The following is a 12,657-nucleotide window of genomic DNA, read 5'->3' as shown; positions in this document are numbered from 1 at the left end:
CAATCTGAGTGGCGGACTTCAATCCCAGATATCCAGGATCAGGTTGACCGGGAAACCGACTCCAGCGCGGTTGCGCGTCCAGTGATCGAGCGTGTCGCAATCGGCTTCATCGAGCGCATTCGGAAGCATGAGCGTAAGCGCCGTCTCCGTCGCGTAATGGTTGCGCCGCAGTGCAACGGTCCGGAGCAGGCAGGCGCTGAGGCCGGACTCCACGCCGCGTCGTCCGGCAATGACATTGCCGAGGAACACCGACACATCGCGATGACAGTGGGAGATCTCCTCGTGTTCGTGACTGAGTTGCGCAAGGAGATTGCGCATATCCGTCGCTGCACCATGATATTTGACGACAAGCGGAAACAAAGCGTCGCTCTGGAAGCTCGTATGCTCGAGCCATGCGGGTTCGAGCACGGTCGAGAGCACGCGCGCCAAGCGCTGACGTGTGTTTGCCTCCGCGCCTGCGGCAAGGCTGTCCATACCTTTGTCGAGCTCCATCTGCAGATGGCGATCGGTCGCGATCCGTTGGTTAAGGTCCAGCACGTGCCGGGCGGATCTGGCGTCGTGAGATGGCATTGACTGGCCTGGGTTTGTTTGACGTCGGCCAATCTTAATGTCGCAGCCACCATGCGGGCTTGATTGGGATCATGCGCTTGCGCTCATAACCCCCAAAACGAGGGCGGTTACAAACTCTCACAATTCGTCACGCACTGCGCATACTGCCGGTTCGCAACGCACGTTTAATTCCCCCATCACACCCCGGCCAGCAGGGCCGACGCGGCGGAGGAGAGACGATGCTCGCGACCACCGAATTCAAAACCCGCCCTTATCTGAAGTCTTCCATGTCCCGCTCGGCCGACAGCCAGACGATGCTGGAGGACAGGCTCACCCAGGCGTCCGAGCGCCGGGTCCATCCGAAGGAGCATGTCTACTGCGAGGGCGATCCCCGCACACACGTCTACCGCGTCGAGGAAGGCGTGATCGCCATCTACAAGACGCTCTACGACGGCCGCCGCCGCATCATCGACTTCGCCTATCCCGGCGACTACATCGGCCTCGGCATGATCGGCGAGCACATCATGAGCGCTCAGGCCACTTGCCCCTCTCGCGTCCGCTGCCTCTCGGCTTCGGCCCTTGAGAGCCTCGCGGAGAAGGACGCCTCGCTCGCCCTCAAGCTCTACAAGTCGGTCTGCCAGGATCTTGTCGCCGCGCGCAGCCTCTTGGTCACTGTCGGACAGCGCAGCGCGGTCGAACGCGTCGTCGCGTTCCTGCTTGCCCTTCACCGTCGCTCGGACAACCGCGACAGGGATGAGGTCAAGCTCGCCATGCGGCGCAGCGACATCGCGGATCTGTTGGGACTGACCATAGAAACCGTGAGCCGCACGTTGACCAAGCTGCGCGAGATGGGCGTCATCGAGGTCGAGCAGGGCGGCACCACCGTTCACCTGTGCGACATCGACCGGCTGACAGATCTGGCCAACGAATAAGGATCCGACAGCGGCGCATCCCCCGCCGCCCGGAATGACCGGTTCCAGGCTCGCAAACGTGCCCCGCTCGCCGGAACGTGGCTATGGCGGGCCCGGGGCCGGTCTCCTCTTTCTCTGAAACGCCGCATCCGTAAACGCTGACACGCAAGGCGCCGTCTGAGATCACAAAGGCAAATTGCCCTGGTCGTCGGGAATTTATCCCCGTCCTTTCTGCCATGACATCGCCGTCGCATGGCCGCAGAACCCCAGCAAAAATAACGTGGCTAGGGAGAGTTCTGTGGTCCGCTTTCTGATTGTTCCGGCTTTGATGCTTGGGCTCACTGGCGCGGCAAACGCCAGCTGCAAGGACGAGGTCGATCAGGCCTTCTCCAAACTGCGCAGCGGTAAAGGGTTCCGCCTTGAGACGAAGATCGTCAACGAGCAGCAGGGCTCGCTCAGCATGACCGTCGACTACATCCTGCCCGACCGCATGCACCAGCGCGTGAGCCTCGGCAACTCGCCGGCAAAGATGGAAACCATTGCCATCGGCGACAAGGTTTGGTCCAACCAGGGACAGGGATGGACCGAGGTGCCGGCCAATTTCGCCGAGGTAATCTCCAAGCAGCTGAAGGAAACTGTCGCCCAGCCGTCGAAGAGCACGCTCGAGTACGAGTGCCTGGGCGAAACCACGTTCGAGGGCAAGCCGTACTTGGCTTATAAGGCGAAGCTCCCGGCCGTCGTCGAAGAGAAGGCCAAGGGTGACAACCAGTCTGCCGCCGGGCCCGACAACATTCAGACGCTCTACATCGACAAGGGGACCGGCCTGCCGGCGCGCAACGTGGTGGTAAAGGGGGATGACGCCGAGAAGCGCCTGTTCGACGGCACCTTCAGCCAGCCCGCCGACCTCAACGTCCAGGCCCCGGGCTGACGAAGTCCGGAAAAGTCTCGCTCAGAGCTATCGCTTCCCTAGGGGCGCTTGAGCGAAGCGCCCCTATACCTTCCGGCAGCCGACCTCGCCCGGCACAGGACCGCTCTTCGGCACCAGCCGCTTGCGCGCGCACTGCTCCACGAGCAGTTCGCGGAGTGCGCCTTCACGCTCCTTCCACTCCGGCTTGCCGGCGAGATTCTCGAGCTCCATCGGATCGGCCGTGATGTTGTACATTTCGTACTCGCTCGGCACCGGCTCCGTCTTGACGCGCTCCTCGTAGATGCGCCGCGCGCTACCTTCCTCGTCGCCTTCCCGACCTTTGAACGTGTTGACCACGTCGCGCACGCCCTCCGCGCCGGGCGTGCCGGGCGCGCTCCAGTAGCGGGGATGATCGAAATAACGCGAGTACTTCCAGACTTCGCCGTTGATCTGCGTAATCACCGTCTCGACATGGTTGGGCTGCGCCACGGAATCATACGTGAGCCCGATGAAGTTCTTCTGGTCGAGGCCGCGGCTCGGATCGTCGTCCGTCATGAAGTAGATCGGCTCGGAAATCTTCTCCGCGGCCACCTCGCCACGGATCAGAGGCGAGAGATCGCGCCCCACGAGTGGCAGCGGGTCGGTGAAGCTCGGCGCGATCGCCTCGCGCACGGCATTGTGATCGACGCCGGCAAGACCGAGCAACGTCGGCGCGATGTCGATATGGCTGGTCGGGATCGGCACCGCGCGCGGCGTCTTCTGCTGCGGCAGCACGACGACGAGCGGCACCCGCGTCGCCTCCTCGTAGGCCATGTACCATTTCTGATGCAATCCGCCGTGCGCGCCGAGGATGTCGCCGTGATCGGAGGTGAACACGATGATGGTGTTGCTCGCAAAGCGCGTCGCGTCGAGCGCGGCCAGCACCTGGGCCAGATGCCGGTCAACGTCGGCATGCAGTCGGTAGTAGAAGCGGTAGTATTCACGGCTCGCGAAGGCGGGCTGCATGAACTTGCTGTAGGCGTCCTTGTACGACCTCTGGCACGACGGCTTGTCGTCGAGCTTCTCGAGCCGCGTGCGCCCGAACAGGCTGCGGTCGAACACCTCCTCCGGCACGAAGTCCGGCACGCTGAAGTCGTACGCTGCCTGCTGCTCGGCCGCCAGGTTGGAGAAGAAGCCCCACAACGCGATGTCGTGAGGGTTCGTGAACGAAGCCATCAGGAACCAGGGCGAGTTGTCCTCCGAGGCATGCAAATCCTTGAGGGCCTGGACCACCTGCGCCGCAATCGCCGGGTCGCGCGCCTGCCGCCCCTGGCCCGCGGACGAGCCGGACCGCAGCGGATCAGAGCCATGCGGCTCAGGCCCCACCCAGCCCGAGAACCCGAACGGGTCGAGCGCGTCGGCGTTGAGGTAGATGGCCTCCTTTTCCGGGTCCGTGACGCCGGTCTCGTCGTAGCTGGTGATCACCTGCTCGGTGCCCGGCACCTTGAGGTCGGACTCCGTGACGTGCCACTTGCCCTTCCAGATGGTGCGGTAGCCGGCGTGGCGTAGGTAGTGCCCGAACGTCGGCACGGAGCCCGGCAGCAGCCAGTGCATGTCGGGGTCGTTGGCGGCTTTGGCGGCGCCGTCCGTATTGGCGGCCCCATGCAGCGACGGGTAGTGGCCCGTGTAGAGCGACGTGCGGCTCGGCACGCACGCAACCGACGCCACGTAGTGGCGCTGAAAGCTGACGCCGGATCGGGCGAGGCGCCCTTGTGCGGGCAGGTACTTGGCGCGAAACTCCTTGAGCGCTGCACTTTCGTAGACGGTCGGAAAACGCTGTTCGTCGACGAGCAGGAACAGGATGTTCGGCCTGCGCTTTCCCGTGGTACCTTTGTTGGTGCCCCCCGCTGCGGCCTCAGCCCCCTTGAGCCCCGCCGCCCCAGCGGCTCCGGCAAGCCCAAGTTTCAAGGCATTTCTTCGGGTTAACCCCGCGTCTTTGGCCATTACGTCCCCCCTCCTGGTCCGGGAAAGGAGTATGGCGGGCCCGCTCGCACGTGCAATAGGGAACGCTGCGTAGTGTTCCTTACCGTCGGTTCCGAGGGGCCGGGCCGTGCCGGGCGTTGCCGGTATCCGCGCAGTGCTCGAACTCCAGTTCCACTGTGGCGTGGCCGACGCCGTATCGCTCTCTCAGGTGGGCCTTGATCGCCGCCGTGATCCGCTCCGGGGCCTCGCCGTTGTCCGACACGCGCGCATGCAACGTAACGATCGGCCGCTCCTGGCTGAGCGACCAAGCGTGCACGTGATGGACATCGTGCACGGCCGGGACGGACTCCGCAATGGAGGCGGCGATCTCCTTTGGGTCGAGCCCGATGGGCGTTCCCTGAAGCAGAATATGGCCCGCGTCGCGCACGATACGGGCCGCCGAGCCAAGGATCAGCAGTGAGACAAACACCGACAGGATGGGGTCGATCGGAGTCCATCCCGTGGCCAGGATGACGACGGCGGCGGCGATTGCGGCCACCGATCCCAACAAGTCGCCGACAACATGCAACGCAGCGGCGCGCATGTTGAGATTGTCGTGGTTGCCACTGAGGAGCCAGAACGCGACCAGGTTTATGGCGAGGCCTGCCAACGCGACCCACAGCATGACGCCGCCGAGCACGGGCGAGGGGACGCGGAAGCGATGCACGGCCTCGACTACGATCCAGCCCGCGATCGCAAACAGGATGAGGCCATTGGCGAAGGCCACCAGCACGCCGAAGCGATCATAGCCGTAGGAGCGCTTCCAATCGGCGGGTCTGCGAGCGAGCCTAAAACCGAGCCAAGCCAGCGTCAGGCCGGCCGTGTCCGTGAGCATATGTCCGGCATCGGCGATCAGCGCCAGCGAGCCTGAAATGATGCCGCCGGCGAACTCGGCCACCATGAACCCGCCGGTCAGAATAGCCGCCCAGCCGATCCGCCGCTCGCTGGCCCCTGCGCCATGCGCGTGGCCATGAGAATGCGCGTGCGGATGAGCGTGCGTATGCATGGTCTCCGGTCGCTTGCTTAAGCCGGCGTCCACATAGGCGGTTGAAGGAGGGGAGGGTCAACCCCCGAAATCGTAAGCCGCCAGCGCCGCGAGATTGAGGATGTCTGCCTCCTTCGCGCCAAGGGTTGAGATTTGCACGCTTTTCTCGAGCCCCACGAGCAGGGGGCCGATCAGCGTCGCGCCAGCGAGCTCCTTCAGCATCTTTGTAGAGATCGAGGCCGCGTGCACGGCCGGCATTACGAGTACATTGGCAGGCCCTGTGAGACGGCAGAACGGGTAGATCTTCATGAGGTCGGGCGACAGGGCCACGTCCGCGGCGATGTCGCCGTCGAACTCGAAATCGACCGCCCGCTCCACGAGGATGTCGGCTGCGTGGCGCATCTGCTGGGCGCGCTCGTTCGGCGGCTGGCCGAAGGTCGAGTAGGTGAGCAGTGCCACCCTGGGTTCCATGCCGAACTTGCGCGCCGCATGCGCCGCCTCGATCGCGATGTCCGCGATCTGCTCGGCGGTTGGCGCTTCGTGCACGTTGGTGTCCGCGACCAGCACGCCGCGGCCGCGGCAAAGCGCGAGCGTCACGCCGACCGCATGCCGCCCTGGGCGCGGATCGATGACACGGAGCACGTCCTGATAGACGCTGGCCCAGTTGCGCGTCACGCCCGCGACCATGCCGTCGGCGAGCCCGTGCGCAACGAGTAGCGCGGCGAACACGTTGCGCTCGTTCATGACCAGGCGCAGGCAGTCTCGTTTCAGAAAGCCGTGCCGCTGCAGGCGTGCATAGAGGAACTCGGTGAGCTCCTCGCTGGCCGACGAGCTGCGCGCGTCGACGATTTCGAACGCGTCGCGCAGCCGGATACCGGCCTCGCGGAACCGCTCGCGCACGACCGATTCCGTGCCGACCAGCACCGCCGTTCCGAAGCCCTGCGAGACGTAGCTGTTGGCGGCGCGGATGACGGCCGGATCCTCGCCCTCGGCGAACACGATGCGCTTGGGCTCCGACCGGAGCCGCTCGAAGATCGAGTGCAGCCAGTCGGAGACGGGATCGAGCCGCGCGTTGAGGCGTGACACGTATCCGTCCATGTCCACGATCGGGCGACGCGCAACGCCCGAGTCCATCGCGGCCTGAGCCACGGCCGGAGGAACGCGGCTGATGAGCCTAGGATCGAATGGCGCCGGGATGATGTACTCGGGCCCGAATGTCGGGCGCCGGCCGAGAAACGCCGCCATCACCACGTCCGGTACGTCCTCGCGTGCGAGCGCGGCCAGGGCCTGCGCGGCGGCGATCTTCATCTCGTCGTTGATCGTGCGTGCCTGCACGTCGAGCGCGCCGCGGAAGATGAACGGGAAACCGAGCACGTTGTTGATTTGGTTCGGATAGTCCGAGCGCCCAGTGGCGACAATGGCGTCGTCACGCACGAGCGCGACCTCTTCCGGCGTGATCTCCGGATCAGGGTTCGCCATCGCGAAGATGATCGGCTTCGGCGCCATCGAGGCCACCATCTCGCGCGTCACCGCACCCTTGGCGGAAAGCCCGAAGAAGATGTCGGCTCCGTCGAGCGCATCCGCCAGCGTGCGCGCCTTCGTCTTCGCCGCGTAGGCCGACTTCCACTGGTTCATCCCGTCCTTGCGGCCCTGGTAGATGACGCCCTTGGTGTCGCAAAGCGTGATGTTCTTGACCGGCAAGCCGAGCGCGACGACGAGCCCGATGCACGCGATGCCGGCAGCGCCGGCCCCGTTCACCACCAGCCGGCAGTCGGCGATGTCGCGGCCCGTAAGCTCGAGCGCATTGAGCAGTCCGGCTGCGGCGATGATCGCCGTCCCGTGCTGATCGTCGTGGAATACAGGAATGTCGAGCAGCTCCTTGAGCCGCTCCTCTATGACGAAACAGTCAGGGGCCTTGATGTCTTCGAGGTTGATGCCACCGAACGACGGCCCGAGGTAGCGCACCGAGCCGATGAACGCATCCACGTCCTTGGTGTCGACGAGAAGGTCGATGGCGTCGATGTCGGCGAAGCGCTTGAACAGGGCGCCCTTGCCCTCCATCACCGGCTTTGCCGCCAATGCGCCAAGGTCGCCGAGGCCGAGGATCGCCGTGCCGTTCGAGACCACAGCCACCAGGTTGCCCTTGTTGGTGTAGTCGTAGGCCAGCGACGGGTTCTCGGCGATGGCCTCGACGGGAACGGCCACGCCCGGCGAGTAGGCGAGCGACAGGTCACGCTGCGTGACGAGCGGCTTCGTGGGCGTGATCTCGAGCTTGCCCGGTTTGCCCTGGGCGTGAAACTGCAACGCCTCCTGGGCGGTGATGCGCGTGCGTTGGGATTTGTTTGCCATGATAGGATGGGTGCGAGGGGGCTCGGCTGGCGGCCATTGAAGGGCGCCAAGCCTACGAGCCCGTTCCATGACGGACAACAGCTCATTCTTCCGACTTTCGGCTGCGACCGGAATGGCCGTGTACCGAAGGTCGGCAGGGGCATCGTCAGCGCCGTGCAGAGTGCCGACGCTTGCGATAGAGACGTCTCTCGCGTTCCGGAGCCTTAGTGCGTGAGGTAGAGCTGGTTGATCTTGAGCGCGATGTTGCGGAACGTTTCGCGCAGCTCTTCGCCGTTCTCCGGCGTGTAGGCCTTTGACGGATCCGTGGCGCAATGATTGAGCGTGTTGACAGCCGTCGAGTTACGGCCAAGGGCAAAACCGATCGTGTAGACGGTGATGCCTTTGGCCTTTATCGCCGTGCAGAGAGCACGCGCCTGATCGGTCGACGACCCGTTCACAGCCGACCCGGCCCCTGTCGAACCCGTCGAGATACCGTTGGTATCGTATTGAAGATTGTACTCGCCGTCGGTCATCAGGATGGCGATTTTCTCGGTTTCCTCGCCATGCGCAGCAGCCTTGTTGGCCGTGTTCCAAAGCGCGTTCCAGTTCGGCGAGAGCACATACCACGCCCACGCCGTGCCGATGTGTCCGGCCGTCGTGTTTGAGAGTACGAGACCGTTGATCCTGGATTTGAGCAGCGTCTTGTCTTTGGTGAGCGGGACAATCTCGTCAGCGGCGGGCAGGCCGCAGCGTCCGGAGCTGTTGTACATCGTCATCACGTACGTGTTCGTGCCTGGAGCCGCGTCCGTATATTTCTCGTTGCCCTTGCGCTCCACCACGCACTCCGCCCGGTAATACGTAGCCTTGTTCCAGCCGCTGCCGACCGTCACGGAGCTGGCCGGCGATCCGCGAGCCACCGACAATGCACTTTGCGGAAGCCGCACGCCCTCCGCGAACGGCACCAGCGCGACGCGCACGGGCTTCGCGCGGCTGCTGTCCGAGATCACGATGTTGACCAGGTCCTCGGCGGCAAGCTTGAGGTCTGTGATCTTGCTGCCCGACATCGAACCCGTAACGTCGAGCATCAGCGAGATCTCGATGCTGCTGTCACCCTGGGAGCCGCCGGTGCTGACGAGATCGACTTTCGAGAAATGAGATTCGGAGAGGTTGAGCAGCGGCAGCCGCGAGATGCGCGCCAGGTTGAGGAATGTGGTCGGCATGTAGGCGTTGCCCATCGCGGCGAAGGCAGTGTTGTCCTCGATGGCGTCGAACGTGATCGTGTCCTCGACCAAGGGGGTCCGCCCCTTGATATTCTCGGAGTAGTAGCGATAGGCGGTGGCCCGCGCGCCGGTCACGTCCTTATCGTCGAGCTGCAGCACGCGTCCGCCCGCCAGCACCGCCGCGTCCATGGCCGCGATCGTCTGGTGACGTGCCTGCAACCAGCGACCAAGGTCCACCGCCGCACCGACGAACAGGCCCAACGCAACGAACATCAACGCGAAGATGATCGCGACGCTGCCGCTGTCCTCGCGCCGGAACCGCGCCAGGTGGGCGATGAAGGGGCCGCTGCGCGGGCGTGTTTGCGAGGGGCAAGGGGGCGTGAAGGCGGGAGACGAAGCCTTGCGCAAAACCATGTCTGAGGGCTCCAGGAACTGGGCCCCCAGAGTTCACCGCCGGCCGCTTAGGATTGGTAAATTCCCCCGGTGGGCGCACGACCGAACCCTGAATTGTCGGTATTGAGGTAAACCGTGCGGTAAGAAACGCCGTACAGATAGAGTTGGGAACATCCAAAAGAGATCCCGTCCGTGCCCGGTTCGCGTGCGCCCCGGAGCCCCCTGGTCTATAGTGTGCCAACAATTCCGGCACCTCCGGTCGACGATCGGCCCCTTGAGATCATGATCGATAAACTCGAACTGCTTCTGGCTCTGGCTCGTGAACGTCATTTTGGGCGTGCAGCGGAGGCCGCCGGCGTCACGCAGCCGACACTCTCGTCGGCGCTGAAAAGCCTTGAAGACCAATTGGGTGTCCTGATTGTCGAGCGCGGCTCGCGTTTTCGATGCTTCACGCCGGAAGGTGAGCGGATCCTGGATTGGTCGCGCCGCATGGTGGGCGACGCGCGCGCCATGCGCCAGGAGATCGAGGCCCTGAAAAAAGGACTTTCCGGCCATTTACGGCTGGCCGCGATTCCGACCTCGCTGCCGTTTCTGACCGAGCTGACGGTGCCAATGCGCCGGCGCTACCCCGACGTCAACCTGACGGTGCTGTCGACGACCTCCGACGCCATCCTCGCCATGCTTGAGAACCTCGAGGTGGATATCGGCATCTCATACGTCGATACCGAGCCGCCACCCCGCTTCGAAAGCATCCGCATATACGACGAACGCTATGTGCTTCTGGTGGCTCCAGAAAGCCCGCTGGCCGACCGTGAGACGGTGACCTGGGCAGAGGCTGGCGAGTTGCCGCTGTGCCTGTTGACGCCCGATATGCAGAACCGTCGACTGATCGATCGCCACCTGAAGGAGGCCGGTGTCACCCAGACGCCGACTTTGGAAAGCAACTCAATGCTCATGCTGTACGCCCACGTACGATCGGGCGAGTGGGCTAGCATTCTGCCATCTCGGCTTGCGGAAACCCTGGACCGGCCGAGCAATCTGCGCCCAATCTCCCTGGTCGAGCCGACGGTGACCCATCGAATCGGGCTGGTTGTCGCCAAGAGGGAACCTCATTCTCCGCTGGTTGCAGCATTCATTGCGCATGCAAAGCGTGTGAGGCTAGACGCGAAGCAGAAGGCTGTACTGGCCTAAAGCAAGGCAAGTGCGACATTTTTGATAGATGTCATCTATCGTCGCACGGAACAGCGATATTGATCTTACGGCCTCCGGGGTCATTCTAGTTTCTAATAACTATAAACTAAGGAGGAGGCTGCCGATGAGCCGCTTCGAGCCGTGGAGCGAAGAGCGCACGGTGGAGATTGTTGCCGAGCATATGGTGCTCGAGGGGCCGTTGATGCCCATTCTGCACGCCCACCAGCACGCGTTCGGCCATGTTCCGGAGGAAGCGATTCCCGTTATCGCACGGGAACTTAACCTCTCGCGTGCCGAGGTCCACGGCGTCGTCACCTTCTACCATGATTTCCGTCACGAGCTGCCCGGTAAGCACATCCTGAAGCTGTGCCGCGCCGAGGCCTGCCAGTCCATGGGCTGCGAGCGCCTCGTCTCGCGCGCCGAGGAGCGACTCGGTGTCGAGTGCGGCGGCACCAGCGCCGACGGCCGCGTGACGCTGGAAGCAGTTTATTGCCTCGGCCTCTGTGCTACGGCGCCCTCGGCCATGCTCGACGGGCGCATCGTCGGCCGGCTGGACAACAATCGGCTCGATCAGCTCCTGAAAGAGGCCCAGGCATGACGTTGCGGGTATTTGTGCCGCGCGACGCGGCAGCCATTGCAGTGGGAGCGGATGAGGTTGCGGCGGCGCTTGCCGCCGCGGCGAAGAAGAGTGGCGCCAAGGTCCAGATCGTGCGCAATGGCTCGCGCGGCATGCTGTGGCTCGAGCCTCTAGTCGAGATCGAGCGCGACGGCACCCGCTATGGCTTCGGTCCAGTGTCCGTCGCCGATGTCGACAGCCTCGTGAAGGCGGGCCTTTTCGAGGGCCGTCCTGTCTCCGACATCAAGCACCCGCTGTCGATCGGCGTCGTCGACGAGCACCCTTACATGACACGCCAGACGCGCCTGACGTTCGCGCGCTGCGGCATCACCGATCCGGTTTCCCTCGACGATTACCGCGCCCACGACGGCTACAAGGGTCTCGAGCGCGCACTCGCCATGAAGCCCATCGAGGTTGTCGACGAGGTGGCCAAGTCCGGCCTGCGTGGCCGCGGCGGCGCAGGCTTCCCGACCGGCATCAAGTGGAAGACCGTCCACGACACGGCCGGCCCGCAGAAGTACATCGTCTGCAACGCCGACGAGGGCGACAGCGGCACCTTCGCCGACCGCATGATCATGGAAGGCGATCCTTTCCTGCTCGTCGAGGGCATGACCATCGCGGGCATCGCCGTCGGCGCCACTCGGGGCTACATCTACCTGCGCTCGGAGTATCCGCACGCCCAGAAGGCGCTCAATGAGGCCATCGCCGCCGCCAAGAAGGCCGGCTATCTCGGCCCGAACGTCGCCGGTTCCGGACACGCTTTCGAGCTCGAAGTTCGTATGGGCGCCGGCGCCTACGTCTGCGGCGAGGAAACCTCGCTACTCGAGAGCCTCGAGGGCAAACGCGGCCTTGTGCGCGCCAAGCCGCCGCTTCCGGCACACAAGGGCCTGTTCGGCAAGCCGACCGTTATCAACAACGTGCTGTCGCTGTGCGCCGTGCCGTACATCCTGACCGAGGGCGCCAAGGCTTATGCCGACTACGGCATGGGCCGCTCGCGTGGCACCATGCCGATCCAGCTCGCCGGCAACCTGAAGTTCGGCGGCCTGTTCGAGACGGCCTTCGGCATTACGCTGGGCGAGTTGGTCGACGACGTCGGCGGCGGCACGATCAGCGGTCGGCCGGTAAAGGCCGTCCAGGTCGGCGGCCCGCTCGGCGCCTACTTCCCGCGCGCCTACTTCGATACTCCATTCGATTACGAGGCGTTCGCCGCGCGCGACGGCTTGATCGGTCACGCCGGTGTCGTCGTGTTCGACGAAACGGCCAACATGGCCAAGCAGGCTCGTTTCGCGTTCGAGTTCTGTGCCGTGGAAAGCTGCGGCAAGTGCACGCCCTGCCGCATCGGCTCCACCCGTGGCGTCGAGACCATGGACAAGGTCATGGCAGGCGACAATCGGGAGCAGAACCTCGCCGTTGTCGAGGATCTCTGCAACACGATGAAGTTCGGTTCGCTTTGCGCACTGGGTGGGTTCACCCCATATCCTGTGATGAGCGCATTGACGCATTTCCCTGAGGATTTCGGCCGGCCCGCACGTAAGCTGGCCGAGGCAGCGGAGTAG

10 protein-coding genes are annotated in these 12,657 nt (G+C 64.2%); 5 read left to right on the top strand and 5 right to left on the bottom strand.

The genetic code is table 11. The annotated features are described in order from the left end of the window. Positions 1–18: 18 nt before the first annotated feature. A complete protein-coding gene (locus CS1GBM3_RS05015; RefSeq protein WP_139247794.1) occupies positions 19–537 on the bottom strand; it encodes a hypothetical protein in 519 nt (172 codons plus the stop codon). Positions 538–788: 251 nt separating this feature from the next. Between CS1GBM3_RS05015 and CS1GBM3_RS05010 the strand changes: the two genes are divergently transcribed. Further along, positions 789–1,481 carry a Crp/Fnr family transcriptional regulator gene (locus tag CS1GBM3_RS05010; protein ID WP_072392209.1) on the top strand — a complete coding sequence of 231 codons (693 nt, stop codon included), beginning with the start codon at positions 789–791 and terminating at the stop codon, positions 1,479–1,481. Positions 1,482–1,758: 277 nt separating this feature from the next. Beyond that, positions 1,759–2,388, top strand: a complete 630-nt coding sequence (locus tag CS1GBM3_RS05005) for a hypothetical protein (RefSeq protein ID WP_244534555.1) — start codon at positions 1,759–1,761, stop codon at positions 2,386–2,388. Between the two features lie 63 nt (positions 2,389–2,451). Here CS1GBM3_RS05005 and CS1GBM3_RS05000 read toward each other — a convergent pair whose 3' ends face one another. The 4 genes from CS1GBM3_RS05000 to CS1GBM3_RS04985 all read right to left on the bottom strand — a co-directional run bounded on the left by CS1GBM3_RS05000 (position 2,452) and on the right by CS1GBM3_RS04985 (position 9,315). Beyond that, positions 2,452–4,350: a sulfatase-like hydrolase/transferase gene (locus CS1GBM3_RS05000; RefSeq protein WP_244534554.1), complete on the bottom strand. Its 1,899-nt coding sequence runs from the start codon at positions 4,348–4,350 to the stop codon at positions 2,452–2,454. A gap of 79 nt (positions 4,351–4,429) precedes the next feature. Then, a complete protein-coding gene (locus CS1GBM3_RS04995; protein ID WP_072392206.1) occupies positions 4,430–5,374 on the bottom strand; it encodes a cation diffusion facilitator family transporter in 945 nt (314 codons plus the stop codon). A gap of 57 nt (positions 5,375–5,431) precedes the next feature. After that, positions 5,432–7,702 carry an NADP-dependent malic enzyme gene (locus CS1GBM3_RS04990; protein WP_171946424.1) on the bottom strand — a complete coding sequence of 757 codons (2,271 nt, stop codon included), beginning with the start codon at positions 7,700–7,702 and terminating at the stop codon, positions 5,432–5,434. 203 nt (positions 7,703–7,905) lie between these two features. After that, positions 7,906–9,315 (bottom strand): pilus assembly protein, encoded by a 1,410-nt coding sequence (locus CS1GBM3_RS04985; RefSeq protein ID WP_083567076.1) that lies wholly within the window; start codon positions 9,313–9,315, stop codon positions 7,906–7,908. 261 nt (positions 9,316–9,576) lie between these two features. On the opposite strand from CS1GBM3_RS04985, the gene CS1GBM3_RS04980 reads away from it, so the two are divergent. The 3 genes from CS1GBM3_RS04980 to CS1GBM3_RS04970 all read left to right on the top strand — a co-directional run bounded on the left by CS1GBM3_RS04980 (position 9,577) and on the right by CS1GBM3_RS04970 (position 12,657). Continuing rightward, positions 9,577–10,485 (top strand): LysR family transcriptional regulator, encoded by a 909-nt coding sequence (locus CS1GBM3_RS04980; RefSeq protein ID WP_072392203.1) that lies wholly within the window; start codon positions 9,577–9,579, stop codon positions 10,483–10,485. 124 nt (positions 10,486–10,609) lie between these two features. After that, the gene (locus CS1GBM3_RS04975; RefSeq protein ID WP_072392200.1) at positions 10,610–11,083 is read left to right on the top strand and encodes a formate dehydrogenase subunit gamma; all 474 of its coding nucleotides are present in this window, start codon (positions 10,610–10,612) and stop codon (positions 11,081–11,083) included. Next, positions 11,080–12,657 carry a formate dehydrogenase beta subunit gene (locus CS1GBM3_RS04970; protein WP_072392197.1) on the top strand — a complete coding sequence of 526 codons (1,578 nt, stop codon included), beginning with the start codon at positions 11,080–11,082 and terminating at the stop codon, positions 12,655–12,657. Before CS1GBM3_RS04975 ends, CS1GBM3_RS04970 begins: the two co-directional genes overlap by 4 nt.

The sequence above is a fragment of the Hyphomicrobium sp. CS1GBMeth3 genome (genome assembly GCF_900117455.1).
GTDB lineage: Bacteria > Pseudomonadota > Alphaproteobacteria > Rhizobiales > Hyphomicrobiaceae > Hyphomicrobium_C.
The sequence above is the reverse complement of the archived record's forward strand: the minus strand, read 5'-3'. Positions and strand labels throughout refer to the sequence as shown.

Excerpts from the sequence above, each read along its gene's own strand:
- CS1GBM3_RS04995 (WP_072392206.1), bottom strand. The coding sequence starts at position 5,374 with ATGCATACGCACGCTCATCCGCACGCGCATTCTCATGGCCACGCGCAT.
- CS1GBM3_RS05000 (WP_244534554.1), bottom strand. The coding sequence starts at position 4,350 with ATGGCCAAAGACGCGGGGTTAACCCGAAGAAATGCCTTGAAACTTGGG.
- CS1GBM3_RS04970 (WP_072392197.1), top strand. The coding sequence starts at position 11,080 with ATGACGTTGCGGGTATTTGTGCCGCGCGACGCGGCAGCCATTGCAGTG.
- CS1GBM3_RS04985 (WP_083567076.1), bottom strand. The coding sequence starts at position 9,315 with ATGGTTTTGCGCAAGGCTTCGTCTCCCGCCTTCACGCCCCCTTGCCCC.
- CS1GBM3_RS04975 (WP_072392200.1), top strand. The coding sequence starts at position 10,610 with ATGAGCCGCTTCGAGCCGTGGAGCGAAGAGCGCACGGTGGAGATTGTT.
- CS1GBM3_RS05010 (WP_072392209.1), top strand. The coding sequence starts at position 789 with ATGCTCGCGACCACCGAATTCAAAACCCGCCCTTATCTGAAGTCTTCC.
- CS1GBM3_RS04990 (WP_171946424.1), bottom strand. The coding sequence starts at position 7,702 with ATGGCAAACAAATCCCAACGCACGCGCATCACCGCCCAGGAGGCGTTG.
- CS1GBM3_RS04980 (WP_072392203.1), top strand. The coding sequence starts at position 9,577 with ATGATCGATAAACTCGAACTGCTTCTGGCTCTGGCTCGTGAACGTCAT.